13 protein-coding genes and 1 tRNA gene are annotated in these 14,701 nt (G+C 61.5%); 5 read left to right on the top strand and 9 right to left on the bottom strand.

Going from position 1 to position 14,701, the window contains the following annotated elements:
- Positions 1–52: 52 nt before the first annotated feature.
- The 3 genes from BT125_RS22750 (at position 53) to BT125_RS22740 (ending at position 2,100) form a co-directional block, all read left to right on the top strand.
- Positions 53–799 (top strand): tRNA-uridine aminocarboxypropyltransferase, encoded by a 747-nt coding sequence (locus BT125_RS22750; protein ID WP_072410547.1) that lies wholly within the window; start codon positions 53–55, stop codon positions 797–799.
- Positions 800–1,011: 212 nt separating this feature from the next.
- Entirely contained in the window at positions 1,012–1,665 is a 654-nt protein-coding gene (erdR, locus tag BT125_RS22745) for a response regulator transcription factor ErdR (protein ID WP_072410545.1), read from the top strand.
- 72 nt (positions 1,666–1,737) lie between these two features.
- Positions 1,738–2,100, top strand: coding sequence for a diacylglycerol kinase (locus BT125_RS22740; RefSeq protein ID WP_053118952.1), 363 nt, complete (start codon positions 1,738–1,740; stop codon positions 2,098–2,100).
- A gap of 4 nt (positions 2,101–2,104) precedes the next feature.
- Here BT125_RS22740 and BT125_RS22735 read toward each other — a convergent pair whose 3' ends face one another.
- Complete coding sequence (locus tag BT125_RS22735) at positions 2,105–3,031, bottom strand: LysR family transcriptional regulator (RefSeq protein ID WP_024617637.1); 927 nt, start codon at positions 3,029–3,031, stop codon at positions 2,105–2,107.
- A gap of 121 nt (positions 3,032–3,152) precedes the next feature.
- Here BT125_RS22735 and fpr point away from each other — a divergent pair, with 121 nt between their 5' ends.
- Complete coding sequence (gene fpr, locus BT125_RS22730) at positions 3,153–3,932, top strand: ferredoxin-NADP reductase (protein WP_003184787.1); 780 nt, start codon at positions 3,153–3,155, stop codon at positions 3,930–3,932.
- Between the two features lie 167 nt (positions 3,933–4,099).
- Here the strand turns inward: fpr and tsaA are convergent, their stop codons facing one another.
- From tsaA to rimO, 5 genes are all read right to left on the bottom strand, one after another.
- Complete coding sequence (gene tsaA / locus BT125_RS22725; RefSeq protein ID WP_072410541.1) at positions 4,100–4,798, bottom strand: tRNA (N6-threonylcarbamoyladenosine(37)-N6)-methyltransferase TrmO; 699 nt, start codon at positions 4,796–4,798, stop codon at positions 4,100–4,102.
- A 13-nt stretch (positions 4,799–4,811) separates the two neighbouring features.
- Positions 4,812–5,273, bottom strand: a complete 462-nt coding sequence (locus BT125_RS22720; RefSeq protein WP_072410539.1) for a YehS family protein — start codon at positions 5,271–5,273, stop codon at positions 4,812–4,814.
- Positions 5,274–5,332: 59 nt separating this feature from the next.
- Positions 5,333–6,043, bottom strand: coding sequence for an rRNA pseudouridine synthase (locus BT125_RS22715; protein ID WP_072410537.1), 711 nt, complete (start codon positions 6,041–6,043; stop codon positions 5,333–5,335).
- Positions 6,044–6,126: 83 nt separating this feature from the next.
- A complete protein-coding gene (locus BT125_RS22710; RefSeq protein ID WP_072410535.1) occupies positions 6,127–6,600 on the bottom strand; it encodes a GNAT family N-acetyltransferase in 474 nt (157 codons plus the stop codon).
- Positions 6,601–6,744: 144 nt separating this feature from the next.
- Complete coding sequence (gene rimO, locus BT125_RS22705) at positions 6,745–8,085, bottom strand: 30S ribosomal protein S12 methylthiotransferase RimO (protein ID WP_014336847.1); 1,341 nt, start codon at positions 8,083–8,085, stop codon at positions 6,745–6,747.
- A gap of 335 nt (positions 8,086–8,420) precedes the next feature.
- Here rimO and BT125_RS22695 point away from each other — a divergent pair, with 335 nt between their 5' ends.
- Positions 8,421–10,262, top strand: a complete 1,842-nt coding sequence (locus BT125_RS22695; protein ID WP_371857822.1) for a potassium transporter Kup — start codon at positions 8,421–8,423, stop codon at positions 10,260–10,262.
- A 261-nt stretch (positions 10,263–10,523) separates the two neighbouring features.
- On the opposite strand, the gene BT125_RS22690 is transcribed toward BT125_RS22695, so the two are convergent.
- The 3 genes from BT125_RS22690 to BT125_RS22680 all read right to left on the bottom strand — a co-directional run bounded on the left by BT125_RS22690 (position 10,524) and on the right by BT125_RS22680 (position 14,685).
- Positions 10,524–11,813: a virulence factor family protein gene (locus BT125_RS22690; protein WP_072410530.1), complete on the bottom strand. Its 1,290-nt coding sequence runs from the start codon at positions 11,811–11,813 to the stop codon at positions 10,524–10,526.
- Complete coding sequence (gene mprF, locus BT125_RS22685; protein WP_072410528.1) at positions 11,813–14,455, bottom strand: bifunctional lysylphosphatidylglycerol flippase/synthetase MprF; 2,643 nt, start codon at positions 14,453–14,455, stop codon at positions 11,813–11,815. Before mprF ends, BT125_RS22690 begins: the two co-directional genes overlap by 1 nt.
- Positions 14,456–14,608: 153 nt before the next feature.
- Positions 14,609–14,685 (bottom strand) — tRNA-Met (locus tag BT125_RS22680).
- Between the last annotated feature and the right edge of the window lie 16 nt (positions 14,686–14,701).

Raw genomic sequence — 14,701 nt, 5'->3', positions numbered from 1 at the left:
CCTGCCGAGTGTTGTTCGTGTCGAGTTTTCCTGTCTGTCGGCGTCGCCCACGATGAATCACGCCCCTAACGCCGTAGCCCGCCTGCGCGACCAGCGCATCGATGAAGGGATCAAGCCGATCCAGGCCCGAGGCTGGCGCGCCCCCCGTTGCAGCGCCTGTCGGGTGATCGAGAGCCATTGCCTGTGCGCCTGGCGTCCGAGCGTCGAAACCCGTTCCGGGGTCTGCCTGATCATGACCAACAAGGAAGTGTTCAAGCCGAGCAACACCGGTTGGCTGATCGCCGACGTGGTGCGCGACAACCATGCGTTCATCTGGTCGCGCACGGAGGTCGATGAGCAACTGCTGACGTTGCTGAACGATCCGCAATGGCAGCCGTACCTGGTGTTTCCGGGCGAATACGTCGAGCCATCGCGGGTCACCCACACGGTGGACCTCGATCAGTCCAAGCGCCCGTTGTTCATTCTGCTGGACGCGACTTGGACGGAGGCACGGAAAATTTTCCGTAAAAGCCCGTATTTCGATCGGCTGCCGATCCTGAGCCTGCTGCCCGACAAACTGTCGCGCTACCGTTTGCGTCGTTCGACCCGCAGCGAGCACCTGTGCACTGCGGAAGTGGCGGCGTTGTGTCTGGAGTTGGCGGGGGACAGCGACGCCGCGTCGGCCCTGGATGCCTATTTCGATGTGTTCAGCCAGCACTATCTGGGCGCCAAGGGCCAGCAGGAGGTCAATGTGTCGACCCCGGCCCATGCCGAGTTGCAACCCTTCATTCGTACGCCGCACACAGTATTGGCTCAATAGTGGCCCATACTGGACTCAGGGGCGGCCGTGCTGCTTGACCACCCTGGCTTCGCTGGGCATGCTTGGCGCCGACCAGGGCGCCGCCCGTGTTGAAACGTCATGGTTGGCGTTGCACGTGCCCCTGTGGATGCCGCCGCGGGGCGGTGTCTTGAGTTGTCTTGGCGAGGTGCGAATGCTTCGGGCCTGCCATTAAAAACAGGATCATTTGAAAAATGGCCACATACGAAATCCTGATTGCCGATGACCACCCGCTCTTTCGCAGCGCGTTGCATCAGGCAGTGACCCTGGGCCTTGGCCCGGATGTCCGATTGACGGAGGTGGCCAGTATCGCGGAACTGGAGGTCCAGTTGACGGCGAAGTCCGATTGGGACCTGGTGCTGCTGGATCTGAACATGCCCGGTGCCTACGGTTTTTCAGGTCTGGTGCTGTTGCGTGGCCAATACCCGCAGATCCCCGTGGTCATGGTCTCGGCCCAGGAAGAAGCGTCAGTGATGGTCAAGGCCCGGGAGTTCGGCGCCAGTGGCTTCATCCCCAAGTCCAGCTCCCTTGAAATGATTCAAAAGGCCGTGAAGGCGGTCCTGGACGGCGATGTCAGCTGGCCGCCCCAGGCGTTTGAAGCCGTGAGCGTGTCCGAGGAAGCCAAGGCCGCCAGCGCGGGCTTGGCCAGCCTCACGCCACAGCAATTTCGAGTGTTGACCATGGTCTGCGAAGGCCTGCTGAACAAGCAGATTGCCTATGAACTGAACGTGTCGGAGGCCACTATCAAGGCCCACGTCACGGCGATCTTCCGTAAACTGAACGTACGCACCCGGACCCAGGCGGCCCTGCTGCTGCAACAACTTGAGTCAATTTCGCCGCAGACTTAATGCGCTGCTTCACGCTTTTTTGACCGGGTTTGAATTAGTTTCTCCACTCCTTTTCGATCAGTTGCTCACTCTATGTCACCTTTTAAAGGCCAGACCGGCCTGAAACGCATCCTCAACGCCTCCGGCTATTCCTTGGACGGGCTGCGCGCGGCTTTTGTCGGCGAAGCGGCTTTCCGTCAGTTGGTGTTGCTCAACGTCGTATTGATTCCGTTGTCGTTCTTCCTGAACGTCAGCCGTGTCGAACAGGCGCTGCTGATTGCCGTGTGCCTGCTGGCATTGATCGTGGAATTGCTCAACTCGGCGGTGGAGGCGGCGATCGACCGCATCTCCCTGGAGCTGCACCCATTGTCGAAAAACGCCAAGGACATGGGCAGCGCTGCCCAGTTCGTTGCCCTGACGATGATCGCGTTGGTGTGGGGCCTGATCCTGCTGTAACGGCTCAGGCAATGGCCGGCAGCACGATTTCGTCGCTGCGCTGGGCCCCGGCGGTGAACGCCCGGCACAATTCGAGAAATTCGCGCATGGCGGAGGTCTGGTACTTCTGTTTGTGCCAGATGAAATAGAACTGCCGCGCCAGGTCCATGTCCGGGGTTTCCACCGCGACGAGGCTGCCGCGGCGGAAGGCGTCGCGCAGGGCCAGGCGTGAGATGCAGCCAATGCCCAGGCCGGATTCAACGGCGCGCTTGATCGCTTCGGTGTGTTCCAGCTCCAGGCGGATGTTCAATGCGCTGCGGTGGTGGCGCATGGCCTGGTCGAAAGTCAGTCGCGTGCCCGAACCCTGTTCCCGCAGAATCCAGGCTTCATGGGTCAATTCCTCCATGGTCGCCTGGCCGCGCTTGGCCAGCGGGTGTTGAGGAGCGCAGAACACCACCAGTTCGTCCTCGACCCAGCTTTGCACTTCAATGTCTGGATGGCTGCAGTCGCCTTCGATTAGACCCAGATCAATTTCATAGTGGGCAACCTGGTGCACGATATTGGCAGTGTTCTGCACGTGCAGCTTCACCTGGCTTTCCGGATGGCGCTGCATGAACCCGCCGATCAACAAGGTCGCCAGGTAATTGCCGATGGTCAGCGTCGCGCCGACCGCCAGCGAGCCGAAACCGGACTTGCCATTGAGCAGGTCTTCGATCTCCTTGGCCTGGTCCAGCAGCGCCACTGCCTGGGGCAGCAGTTGTTTGCCCAGGGCATTGAGGCTCAGGCGTTTGCCGGCACGGTCGAACAGCTGGCAGCTCGATTGGCGCTCCAGTTCGGTGATGGAGGTGCTGGCCGCCGACTGCGACAAGTTGAGCTGGCCCGCAGCGCGAGACACGCTTTCTTGCTGGGCGACGGCGACGAAGACTTGAAGTTGACGTAGAGTAAATCGCATATCGATATAACCGATAACCCTTATCTTAATAATCCATTTAACAGATATTGTCGCCGCCATTAGAATGCGATGCAATTGCGCAGATTATCGGCGCAGGCATCATTCCCAGGAGTCCCCGTACATGAGCAACATGAACCACGAGCGTGTCCTCAGTGTTCATCACTGGAACGACACTCTGTTCAGCTTCAAGTGCACCCGCGATCCGGGCCTGCGCTTCGAGAACGGTCAGTTCGTGATGATCGGCCTGCAACAGCCCAACGGCCGCCCGCTTATGCGCGCTTACTCGATTGCCAGCCCGAACTGGGAAGAGCATCTCGAATTCTTCAGCATCAAGGTGCCCGATGGTCCGCTGACTTCCCAGTTGCAGCATCTGAAGGAAGGCGACGAGATCATCATCAGCAAGAAACCCACCGGCACCCTCGTGCTGGACGATCTCAAGCCTGGCAAGCATTTGTACCTGCTCAGCACCGGCACCGGCCTGGCGCCGTTCATGAGCGTCATCCAGGATCCGGAAACCTATGAGCGTTTCGAAAAAGTGATCCTGTGCCACGGCGTGCGTTACGTCAATGAAGTCGCTTACCGCGAATTCATCACCGAGCACTTGCCGCAGAACGAGTTCTTCGGCGAAGCCCTGCGTGACAAGCTGATCTACTACCCGACCGTGACGCGCGAGCCGTTCGAGAACGAAGGCCGACTGACTGACCTGATGCGCAGTGGCAAGCTGTTCCGCGACATCGGCCTGCCACCGATCAACCCGCAGGACGACCGCGCCATGCTGTGCGGCAGCCCGAGCATGCTCGACGAGACCAGTGAAGTGCTCAACAGCTTCGGTCTGACCGTTTCGCCGCGTATGCGCGAGCCGGGTGACTACCTGATCGAGCGGGCGTTTGTAGAGAAGTAAGCTGTTGTGGTGACTGGTAGATCGCCATCGCGAGCAAGCTCGCTCCCACACGGGGATTTGGATTGAATCCACCTGCTCGCGATGGCCGCGACTCGATCCAACTGACAGCCCACAAAAAAGCCCGCGCCGCCTGATAAAGGCCGCGCGGGCTTTTTCGTTTCCGGGTTTTATTTAACGGTGGGAACGACTTCCAATACCCGGATCAACCCCGGTTGCGGGTAATGCCAGCGAACGTCCACATCCCAGAACTGCGCACCATATTCCCGTTCGGCTGTGGGAACCTGGTACGCCGGGCGTGGGTCTTGGGCCAGGCATTGTTCAATCAACTCCACCAACGGCTCTTCCAGGCGCGTGGCATGTTCGTGTGCTTGAACCAGGGCGGTGTCCGCCCATTGCACCGCGATCAACTCAGGCGCGGCGCTGGCGATGCTGTTGGAGGCCGAGCCGATGATGTCGGCGTAGGGCACGTAGGGCTTGATGTCGAGCACCGGCGTGCCGTCCAGCAAATCGATCCCCGAGAGCCACAGGCGCCCGGCTTCGACCCGTTCCAGCTTCACGACCGACTGGCCAATACCATTGGGGCGATGGGTGGCGCGGGTGGCGAACACGCCCATGGACTTGTTGCCGCCCAGGCGTGGCGGCCGCACTTTCAAGCGTGGCTTGTCCTCCAGGGTCTGGTGGAACAGGAACAGCAGCCAGACATGGCTGACCTGCTCCAGGCCTTGCACCGCCTCGCCCTGGTCGAACGGCGTTACCAACTCCAACACACCGCGTGCGGCTGGAGCCAGTTGCGGTTGGCGGGGGATGGCGAACTTCTCCTTGAAGCAGGAGCGGACGAAGCCGATGGGAGAGACGCTGTAGGTCATTTTTGGCTGCTGTTTAAGCCCTGACGCGCAGCGTCAGGCCCTTGAGGAAGTTGCGCAGCAATTGGTCGCCACACGGGCGGTAGTTGGTGTGGCCGAATTTGCGGAACAGCGCGCTCAGTTCCGGCTTGGACACCGGGAACTCGGCGGCCTTGAGGATGGCGTGCATGTCGTCTTCCTTCAGCTCGAAGGCCACCCGCAGTTTCTTGAGGATGATGTTGTTGGTCACCGGCACTTCGATCGGCTGGGGCGGACGGCTTTCGTCCTTGCCACGCTTGAAGATCACCAGGCCATCGAGAAAATGCGCCATGACCTCGTCAGGGCAGAACACGAAGCCTTCTTCCTCGTCTTTCTTGAGGTAGCCCGCCAGGTCCGCCAGGGAGACGTCCAGGCCGCCCAGCTTGATGATCTCGATGACTTTCTTGTCGCTGATGTCGAGCATGTAGCGCACGCTGCGCAGTACGTCGTTGTGAATCATGTGTGCAGTCCTGATCAATCGGCAGTGGGCGCCTGCGTTCGGTGCGGCGCCGGAAAAAATTAGAATTTCTCTTTGGTGGACAGGTAGCGCCACTGGCCCAGCGGCACCTTGCCGATGGACACGCCGCCGATGCGGATACGGCGAATGGCGACGACCTTGAGCCCGACCGCCTGGCAAAACAGAGCGATCACGCCGGGCTGCGGGTTTTTCATGGCAAAGCGCAGGCGGTTCTCGTTCTGCCAGCTGGCCTTGACCGCCGGCAGCTCCTTGCCCTTGTAGGTCAAGCCATGGTTCAGGCGATTGAGGCCATGGGCGACCATGTCGCCTTCGACTTCCACCACGTATTCCTGCTCGATCTTGGCGGCGTCGGCGGTGAGCTTGCGCAAGATCTTCCAATCCTGGGTGAACACCAGCAGCCCGCTGGCGTTGGCTTGCAGGTCGGCACTGGCGGTCAGGCGCAGGAAATGGCCCTTGAGGGGCCGCTTGCCGAAGCGATGTTCTTCGCTCAGGGTCTGCGGTCCAAGAGAGGCCATCGCGGTGTCTACGTCCATGCCCGCCGGGACGTTCAGCAGGAGTGTCACCGGCTCCGGCGCTGTGGCCTTGGCCTCGGGGTCGAGTTCGACCTTCTGGGTCGTTACCTTGAACTGCGGCTCGTCGATCACTTCGCCATCCACGGTGACCCAGCCGCCCTCGATGAACAGCTCAGCCTCGCGACGGGAACAGCCGACGAGTTCGATGAGGCGTTTGGAGAGACGAATCGGGTCAGTCATGACGGGGGCCGTAACAAAAAGAGGGTGGGCATTGTACCTGCCTGGGGCCGGTTAATCGCGGGTCCATTTGCCTCATGCAACTTTTAGCCGCGTCCGGCCTTCAGGTCGGGCTGCTTGTAGCGCATGTGCAGCAGTGGGTAGGGCTGGTTCATGCCATCTTTTGCCGAGCGCCCGACCACTTCGAAGCCTTGCTTGAGGTAAAAACCCAAGGCTTGCGGGTTCTGTTCGTTGACGTCCAGTTGGTTGGCGTTCAGGTGTTCCATGGCGTAGCGCAGCAACAGCTTGCCCAGGCCCTGGCCACGGTGTTGCGGGGCTATAAAGAGCATCTCGACCTTGCCAGCCGCGACACCGGCGAAGCCGGTGATCCGCTGGCGCGCGTCCCGGGTGCAAATGAGCATCACCGCATCCAGGTAACGGGTGAGCACCAGGTTTTTCAGCAGTTCGATGTAGCTGTCCGGCAGAAACTCATGGGTGGCCCGCACCGACGCCTCCCAAACCTGGGTCAGTTCCTGGTAATCGCTCGGTTTCGGTGTATGGATGACCGAATGCTGGCGCATGTTCGCCTGTTCCTTGTGCTGGATGTGCTGGTTTCTCCATACGATAGCCGTAAAAAAGCCCCGCATCCTGTGAGGATGGCGAGGCTTTTCAATTTTTCGGCGATGAAAGAACAGGTATTGCAGCAGCCTGTAAAGCGCGGCAGATCAACCGATCTGCTCAGCCCACAAGTCATATTCATCGGCGTCGGTCACCTTGCACCAGACCTTGTCCCCTGGCTTGAGGTTGCTGCCGTTGTCGATGAAGACGTTGCCGTCGATTTCCGGCGCGTCGAAGAAGCAGCGGCCCACGGCGCCTTGCTCGTCCACTTCATCCACCAGCACTTCGATTTCACGGCCGATGCGCATTTGCAGGCGCGCCGAACTGATGGCCTGCTGGTGCGCCATGAAGCGTTCCCAACGGTCCTGCTTGACGTCGTCCGGCACCACGTCCAGGTCCAGGTCGTTGGCCGGTGCGCCTTCCACAGGGGAATACTGGAAGCAGCCAACGCGGTCGAGCTGGGCTTCGGTCAGCCAGTCCAAGAGGTATTGGAAGTCTTCTTCGGTTTCGCCAGGGAAGCCGACGATGAAGGTCGAGCGGATGATCAGGTCCGGGCAGATTTCGCGCCAGTTCTTGATGCGGGCCAGGGTCTTGTCTTCGAAAGCCGGGCGCTTCATGGCTTTGAGGACTTTCGGGCTGGCGTGCTGGAACGGGATGTCCAGGTACGGCAGGATCTTGCCAGCCGCCATCAGCGGGATCAGTTCGTCGACATGCGGATACGGGTAAACGTAATGCAGGCGGACCCAGACGCCCAGGGTGCTGAGGGCTTCACACAGTTCGGTCATGCGGGTTTTCACCGGCGCGCCATTCCAGAAGCCAGTGCGGTATTTCACGTCGACGCCATAGGCGCTGGTGTCCTGGGAGATCACCAACAGCTCCTTGACGCCGGCCTTGACCAGGCGCTGGGCTTCGTCGAGCACATCGCCCACCGGGCGGCTCACCAGCTTGCCGCGCATCGACGGGATGATGCAGAAACTGCAGCTGTGGTTGCAGCCTTCGGAAATCTTCAGGTAGGCGTAGTGGCGCGGGGTCAGCTTGATGCCTTGTGGCGGCACCAGGTCGATCAGCGGGTTGTGGTCCTGGCGCGGTGGCACCACTTCATGCACGGCGTTGACCACCTGCTCGTACTGCTGCGGCCCGGTCACGGACAGCACGCTTGGGTGCACGTTGCGGATGTTGCCTTCTTCCACACCCATGCAGCCGGTGACGATGACCTTGCCATTTTCCTTGATGGCTTCGCCGATCACTTCCAGGGACTCGGCCTTGGCCGAATCGATGAAGCCGCAGGTGTTGACCACGACCACGTCGGCGTCCTGATACGTGGACACGACGTCATAGCCTTCCATGCGCAGCTGGGTCAGGATGCGCTCGGAGTCGACCAGAGCCTTCGGGCAACCCAGGGATACGAAGCCAACCTTCGGATTGGCGGGCGCGGTAGTGGTGGACATGTCTAACCTCGGTGTAGGGGGGATCGTCTCTTGCCGAGACAGGGCGCCTGGCGCGCCTCTGATCAAAAAGTGCGCAATTCTATCCAGGGTCGACGCACTTGACCAGCTTTATACCGGGAAATGCGACGAGTGCTGCGCTATGCTTCGCGCCTTTGCGTTCTGGCGATTGCTACAGTCAACAAAACGTCTGTAACAATGCGTAAAACAGCGCATGCTGCCTCAACAAAGCATAGTGCTTCGTTCAAGAAGACAGGTCTGGGAAACGGGAGTGTTGGATGGGTCATGCAAGTAGTCAGGTGGCAGGTGCCGAGCATTCGGCAGCAAAGCCGCTGAGCATGCTGGTCGCGGCGGTCGGGGTGGTTTATGGCGACATCGGTACGAGCCCGTTGTACACCCTCAAGGAAGTGTTTTCCGGTGCCTATGGCGTGCCTGTCAATCACGATGGGGTGCTGGGGATTCTGTCGCTGATTTTCTGGTCGCTGATCTGGGTCGTGTCGATCAAGTACATGATGTTCGTGCTGCGCGCCGACAACCAGGGCGAGGGCGGGATCATGGCGCTCACCGCCCTGGCGCGGCGAGCCGCGGCGGGAAGGGCGCGACTGCGGACCTTCCTGGTGATCTGCGGCCTGATCGGCGCGGCGCTGTTCTACGGCGACAGCATGATCACGCCAGCGATCTCCGTGCTCTCGGCCATTGAAGGCCTTGGCCTGGCGTTCGAAGGCATCGATCATTGGGTGGTGCCCTTGTCGCTGGTGGTGCTGGTGGGGCTGTTCCTGATCCAGCGCCACGGCACTGCACGGATCGGCACGCTGTTTGGCCCGATCATGGTGACCTGGTTCCTGGTGCTCGGCGCCCTGGGCGTGTACGGCATCGCTCAACATCCGGAAGTGTTGCAGGCGGTGAACCCGGCCTGGGCCGTGCGTTTTTTTATCGTCCACCCGGGCATGGGCGTGGCGATCCTCGGTGCCGTGGTGCTGGCGCTGACCGGCGCCGAAGCGCTGTACGCCGACATGGGGCACTTCGGCCGCAAACCGATTGCCCGTGCCTGGTTCATCCTGGTGTTGCCGGCGCTGGTGCTTAATTACTTCGGCCAGGGCGCGTTGTTGCTGGGCGACCCGGAAGCGGCGCGCAACCCGTTTTATCTGCTGGCGCCGAGCTGGGCGCTGCTTCCATTGGTGGGGCTGTCGACCCTGGCCACGGTGATCGCCTCGCAAGCGGTGATTTCCGGCGCGTTCTCCCTGACGCGCCAGGCGATCCAGCTCGGTTACATCCCGCGCATGTACATCCAGCACACCTCCAGCGCCGAGCAGGGCCAGATCTATATCGGTGCGGTGAACTGGTCGCTGATGGTCGGCGTGGTGCTGCTGGTGCTGGGTTTCGAATCTTCCGGCGCGCTGGCGTCGGCCTACGGCGTGGCCGTGACCGGAACGATGCTGATGACCACGATCCTGGTGTCCGCCGTGATACTGCTGTTGTGGAAATGGCCGCCGCTGTTGGCTGTTCCGTTGCTACTCGGTTTCCTTTTGGTGGACGGCCTGTACTTCGCCGCCAACGTGCCGAAAATCATCCAGGGCGGTGCGTTCCCGGTCATCGCCGGTATTGCCTTGTTCGTGCTGATGACCACGTGGAAGCGCGGCAAGCAATTGCTGGTGGAGCGCCTGGATGAAGGGGCGTTGCCGCTGCCGATCTTCATCAGCAGCATCCGTGTGCAGCCGCCGCACCGTGTCCAGGGCACCGCCGTGTTCCTGACCGCGCGTTCGGACGCGGTGCCTCACGCGCTGTTGCACAATCTATTGCACAACCAGGTTCTGCATGAGCAGGTGGTGCTGCTGACAGTGGTGTACGAAGACATTCCCCGGGTGCCGCCGCAGCGGCGCTTCGAGGTCGACGCCTATGGCGAAGGGTTCTTCCGGGTGATTCTGCACTTCGGTTTCACCGACGAGCCGGACGTTCCGCAGGCGCTCAAGCTCTGTCACCTCGATGACCTGGACTTCAGCCCGATGCGCACCACCTACTTCCTCAGTCGCGAGACCGTCATCGCCTCCAAGCTTGAGGGCATGGCCCGCTGGCGCGAGATACTGTTCGCCTTCATGCTGAAAAATGCCAACGGCAACCTTCGCTTCTTCAATCTGCCGTTGAACCGGGTGATTGAACTGGGGACGCAGGTCGAGATGTAGCGTCAGGAAAGCAAAAGCCCTCGTTGCCTTGCGGCGGCGGGGGCTTTTTTGTGGGCAACACAACGGCTGATGCCAGAGTCAGCCCCTGTGGGAGCGAGCTTGCTCGCGATAGTGGAGTGTCAGTTTGCAAAGATGTTGAATCTGCCACCGCCATCGCGAGCAAGCTCGCTGCCACAAGAGGGGCCTGTGTAAACCCGGCAGCGACAAAAAAGCCCCGGCAACCGCAAGGCTGCCGGGGCTTTTCTTCAAGCTTGCCTCAGATCACTGTTCGGCAACCTTGTTCTGGCGCTTGTTGATCTCATCGATCAGGCGCTTGGCCAGGGCCGGATAGTTTTCGTCGAAGTGATGGCCACCGGGCAGCTTGATGGCTTCGCCAACGGCTGTCTTGTCGGTGCAGCCGCTTTCGTCGGCTTCTTCACCGCCGTAGATGCACACCACTTTCTCGGCTGGCAGCTTGGCCATTTCCGGGCCGGTGGCGGCTTCGGTGCCGGCGTTGCCGAGCCAGCCTTCGACTTCGATCTCGAAGCTGCCGGTGCGGGCGAAGGCCAGCAGGATGATCGCATCGACTCGCTGTTGTTCGGTGGCCGGCAGGCGGTTATAGATGGCGGGCAACACGTCGGCGCCGAAGGAGTAGCCGGTCAGGATGAAGCGCTTGGTGCCCCAGATCTGCCGGTAGTGCTGCATCAGCTCGGTCAGGTCCGCTGCGCTCTGCTCCGGGCTCTTGTGTTGCCAGTAGTAGCGCAGGGTGTCGATGCCGACCACCGGGTAGCCGATCTTGGCCATTTCATCGGCCACGTCGCGGTCCAGGTCGCGCCAGCCGCCATCTCCGGAGAGAAACAGGGTGACGGTGTCCCGTGTCTGGCTGGCCGGGACTTCCACTACGGGAATGCTCAGGCCGCCCTTGGCCTTCTCAGTGCCCACCAGGATCTTGCGCAGTTCGTTATTCAGCACTTGCGGCAGATTGATGTCGTAGTCGCTGATGCTGGTCTCGGCATTCGATTGGTCCCGTACGAAACCGGCGCTGGTGTCGTCAGGGTTATCGTTCCAAGCCACCAGCCAATGGCCGTGGGCTGCCTTTTTAGGCAGCAGATGGGTGCAGCCGGGTTTTTCCAGGGCCAGGTCCACTGAAACGGCCTTGGCCTTGTCGTCTTTCTGTTCAGCCAGCCAACGCCAGGCCAGCACGGCGCCAGGGCCGATACCGCTGACCAGCGTGGCCGGGCCCTGAAGCTCTCTCAGGCCGGCCTGCAGGGCACGGCCTTGCAACATGCAGTCCTTGGGCAGGATCACCTGGACGATCTGCGCCGAGCCGCTGCGGCTGAGGGTCGTCAATTGCGTGTCGTTGAGCTTCTGGTCTTCATTGACTGCCACCAGCACCCGGGCACGTGCCTTGGTACCGGGAGTGACCCGGGTCAGCGCTGCGCCATCGGCAGGCGCCAGTTGTTCCAGGGTCGGTTGCGGGGCCGGGCGGTTCCAGTACCAGTAACCACCACCGAGAATCACCGCCAGCACCAGCAGGGCGGCCACTACGTATCGCCAGGAGCGTTGCATCATCAGCGTTTCACCAGTCCGGTCAGGCCGCCCGCAATCAGGGCGGCAGTATCGGCCAGCGCCACCAGCGGATCGAGTCCGGCGGGCACGGCCATGTAACGAGGTTCCCAGTCAGGCTGGAATTTGTCTTTGAAGCGGCGCAGCCCCTGGAAGTTATAGAGCTGCTCGCCACGGCGGAACACCATCGAGCCCAGGCGCTGGGTCAGCGGCGCACCGCGCCGCGGCTGCAGGCCCGACAGCGGGACCATGCCGAGGCTGAAGCGGGCATAGTCATGGTTTTTATAATGCTGGATGAGGCCGACCATCATGAATTCCATGGTCAGTTTCGGCGCCTCGGGGTGGGCGCGCATCAGGTCGAGGCTGGCCAGTTCATGGCTGTGGGTTTCCAACAGGTTGGCGAACGCCACCGGCCGACCCTCGAAACGAATCACCGCGATGCGGAAATGCTTGAGGTAGTCATCGCTGAAACGCCCCAGGGAGAAACCTTTTTCCCGCACGTTCTTGCCAGTCAGCCAGGCATCGGAAATGACCTTGAGCTCATCCATCGGTGCCTGGCCCGGCTCGTGGATTTCCAGCGACAGGCCGTCACGGGTGCCGCGGTTCCAGGTGTAGCGCAGGTCCTTCATCTCTTTGCCCTTGGCTTCGAGATCGAAACGCTTGAGGTTGACCCGTGCTTCCTCGCCCAGCTTGATGGCCGTCAGGCCGATGTCCATGTAGTACGGCAGGTTTTCGGCGCGCACCTGATAGAACACCGGACGGGCATGGTGGATGTCGCACAGGTCGCGGAACTGCCAGATCATTTCGGCCCGTTGCTGGGTCGGACCGATCGGGTCATACAACGCCACCAGGCTGCGACCACGGCGGGCATACATCAGGAACGCTTCGTCGTTGGGGTGGAACAGCAACGCCTTGTCACCGGTCAGGGCCAGGCCGCCGTCGGGTTGCGAGGAGGTCATGAGAATCTTCTTGGCCCGCTCCAGCTCTTCGGCCGTCGGCAGATGGATCACCGGACGCGCGGTGCGCAGCAGCCAGGTCAGGGATACCACCACCAGCAGCACCGCGGCGCCCAGAAGCGAGCGCAGGCCGCGAGGAGCGTCGGCATCGAGGGTGAACTGCCACCACAGTTGATGGCTGTAGGGCACATCCTGATAGGCAAACAGCAGCAGCCAGATCGACGCGCCGAGCACGCAGAGGCTGGCGATCAGGAACAGCGGGGAAAACGGCAGTTCAGTCAGGCGGCTCGGACGATAAAAGGAGCGCCGGAATACCGCCAGCAGGGCGGCCGTCAGGGTCAGTAGCGTGGCTTCTTCCCAGTCGAAGCCCTTGAGCAGCGAGAGCAGGGCGCCCACCAGCAGCAGAACCGTGGTCAGCATCCAGGCGGCCGACAGGCGACGGCGCAGGCCTTGGGCGAGCAACAGGCACAATACGCCCACCAGGCTGGCGCCGAAATGCGAAGCGTCCACCAGCCGATGGGGGATCAGGAAGCCGATGTGCTCCAGGCGGGTGTCGATTTCCGGTGTCACGCCGGAAAACAGCAGCACCACGCCGGAGAGAAACACCAGCACCGCCAGGATCGGCGCGGCGAAACCCGATGCCGCCCGCAGGCTCTGACGCGTCTGGAACAGCCGTTGCGCCTCGTTGATCAGCAGCAACACGCAGGCCACCAGCATCGGCAGCAGCACGTAGATCAAGCGATACAGCAACAGCGCGGCGGCCAGCGGTGCGGCGCCGAGTTTGTCGGCAAACGCGGCCAGCAGGATCGCCTCGAATACCCCGACCCCACCCGGTACATGGCTGAGCACGCCAGCAGCCAGGGCCAGCAGGTACACCAGCAGGAAAGCGCCGAACGGCGGCGCCTCGGGCAGCAACAGATACAGCACGGTGGCGGCCGCGGCGACATCCAACGCGGTGATCACCAGTTGCAGGAAGGTCAGGCGTCGGCCCGGCATGCGCAGCGTGCGACGCCCGGCCTTTACCAGAAGGCTGTCCCGATGCGGCTGTTCCGGCAGGCGCCGGCGGTAAATGCCAATGGCCAATACGCTGGTGAGCAGCAGTACCGCCACGGAAATAGCCCCCAGCAAGGCGGCAGGCAAGTGCAGCGCGGCAGACGCGGCGGGCAGGTTGCTGAGTGTTGCCAGGGCTGCCAACGGCGGCAACGCGCAGCCCAGGGAAAGGCTGGCGAACAGCGTCATATGGGCGACATCCGATGCCCCCAGGCCATGGCGCGCATACAGGCGGTAGCGAACCGAACCGCCCGACAGCAGCGACAGGCCAATGGCATTACCGATGGCGAACGCGGTGAACCCGCCCAGGACCATGGTTTGTGGCGGCAGCGTCACACCGGCGTAACGGCTGGCGGACCATTCATAGCCCAAAAGAATGATGAAGCCGGCGACCGTGGCGGCGATCGCACCAAGCAGGGCGGGCCGGGGCACTTCAAGAATCGAGTCGTGCAAAGCGTATAGATCGAGCTCGCTCAGCAGATGGCGGCAGGCAATCAATGCAATCGCAAACAGCAGCAGCGTGACCGCGAGGCCAATGGGCTGGCGGTACTGGCTGATCCGATCCAGCCAGCGCAGTCGCTCGGCTTTGATCGGTTGTGTCGCAGTAACGGAGTCTTGCGGGTCAGACGAGTGGGCGCGCATCAATCACCTCTTGAGCTATGCGCGACAGGATGGGGGTATCCAGCCAAGTTACCAATCCCCGCGAAGGAAAATAATTACAAAATCTTTGTAATGTAGAGCTTTTTTCGCCAGACACAAAAAAGGCCACTCTTGCGAGTAGCCTTTCTTGATATTTGGTTGCGGGAGCCGGATTTGAACCGACGACCTTCGGGTTATGAGCCCGACGAGCTACCAGACTGCTCCATCCCGCGTCTGTGTGGCGGCATT

Source organism: Pseudomonas sp. NFACC04-2 (assembly GCF_900119265.1).
Lineage (GTDB): Bacteria > Pseudomonadota > Gammaproteobacteria > Pseudomonadales > Pseudomonadaceae > Aquipseudomonas > Aquipseudomonas fluorescens_AA.
Note: the sequence above shows the minus strand (reverse complement) of the source record. Positions and strands in the feature narration are given on the sequence as shown.

Bases quoted from the DNA above. Each gene is read 5' to 3' on its own strand.
- BT125_RS22720 (WP_072410539.1), bottom strand. From the start codon at position 5,273: ATGATTCACAACGACGTACTGCGCAGCGTGCGCTACATGCTCGACATC.
- tsaA (WP_072410541.1), bottom strand. From the start codon at position 4,798: ATGACCTACAGCGTCTCTCCCATCGGCTTCGTCCGCTCCTGCTTCAAG.
- BT125_RS22715 (WP_072410537.1), bottom strand. From the start codon at position 6,043: ATGACTGACCCGATTCGTCTCTCCAAACGCCTCATCGAACTCGTCGGC.
- BT125_RS22750 (WP_072410547.1), top strand. From the start codon at position 53: ATGAATCACGCCCCTAACGCCGTAGCCCGCCTGCGCGACCAGCGCATC.
- BT125_RS22735 (WP_024617637.1), bottom strand. From the start codon at position 3,031: ATGCGATTTACTCTACGTCAACTTCAAGTCTTCGTCGCCGTCGCCCAG.
- erdR (WP_072410545.1), top strand. From the start codon at position 1,012: ATGGCCACATACGAAATCCTGATTGCCGATGACCACCCGCTCTTTCGC.
- BT125_RS22690 (WP_072410530.1), bottom strand. From the start codon at position 11,813: ATGATGCAACGCTCCTGGCGATACGTAGTGGCCGCCCTGCTGGTGCTG.
- mprF (WP_072410528.1), bottom strand. From the start codon at position 14,455: ATGCGCGCCCACTCGTCTGACCCGCAAGACTCCGTTACTGCGACACAA.
- rimO (WP_014336847.1), bottom strand. From the start codon at position 8,085: ATGTCCACCACTACCGCGCCCGCCAATCCGAAGGTTGGCTTCGTATCC.
- fpr (WP_003184787.1), top strand. From the start codon at position 3,153: ATGAGCAACATGAACCACGAGCGTGTCCTCAGTGTTCATCACTGGAAC.
- BT125_RS22710 (WP_072410535.1), bottom strand. From the start codon at position 6,600: ATGCGCCAGCATTCGGTCATCCATACACCGAAACCGAGCGATTACCAG.
- BT125_RS22695 (WP_371857822.1), top strand. From the start codon at position 8,421: ATGCTGGTCGCGGCGGTCGGGGTGGTTTATGGCGACATCGGTACGAGC.
- BT125_RS22740 (WP_053118952.1), top strand. From the start codon at position 1,738: ATGTCACCTTTTAAAGGCCAGACCGGCCTGAAACGCATCCTCAACGCC.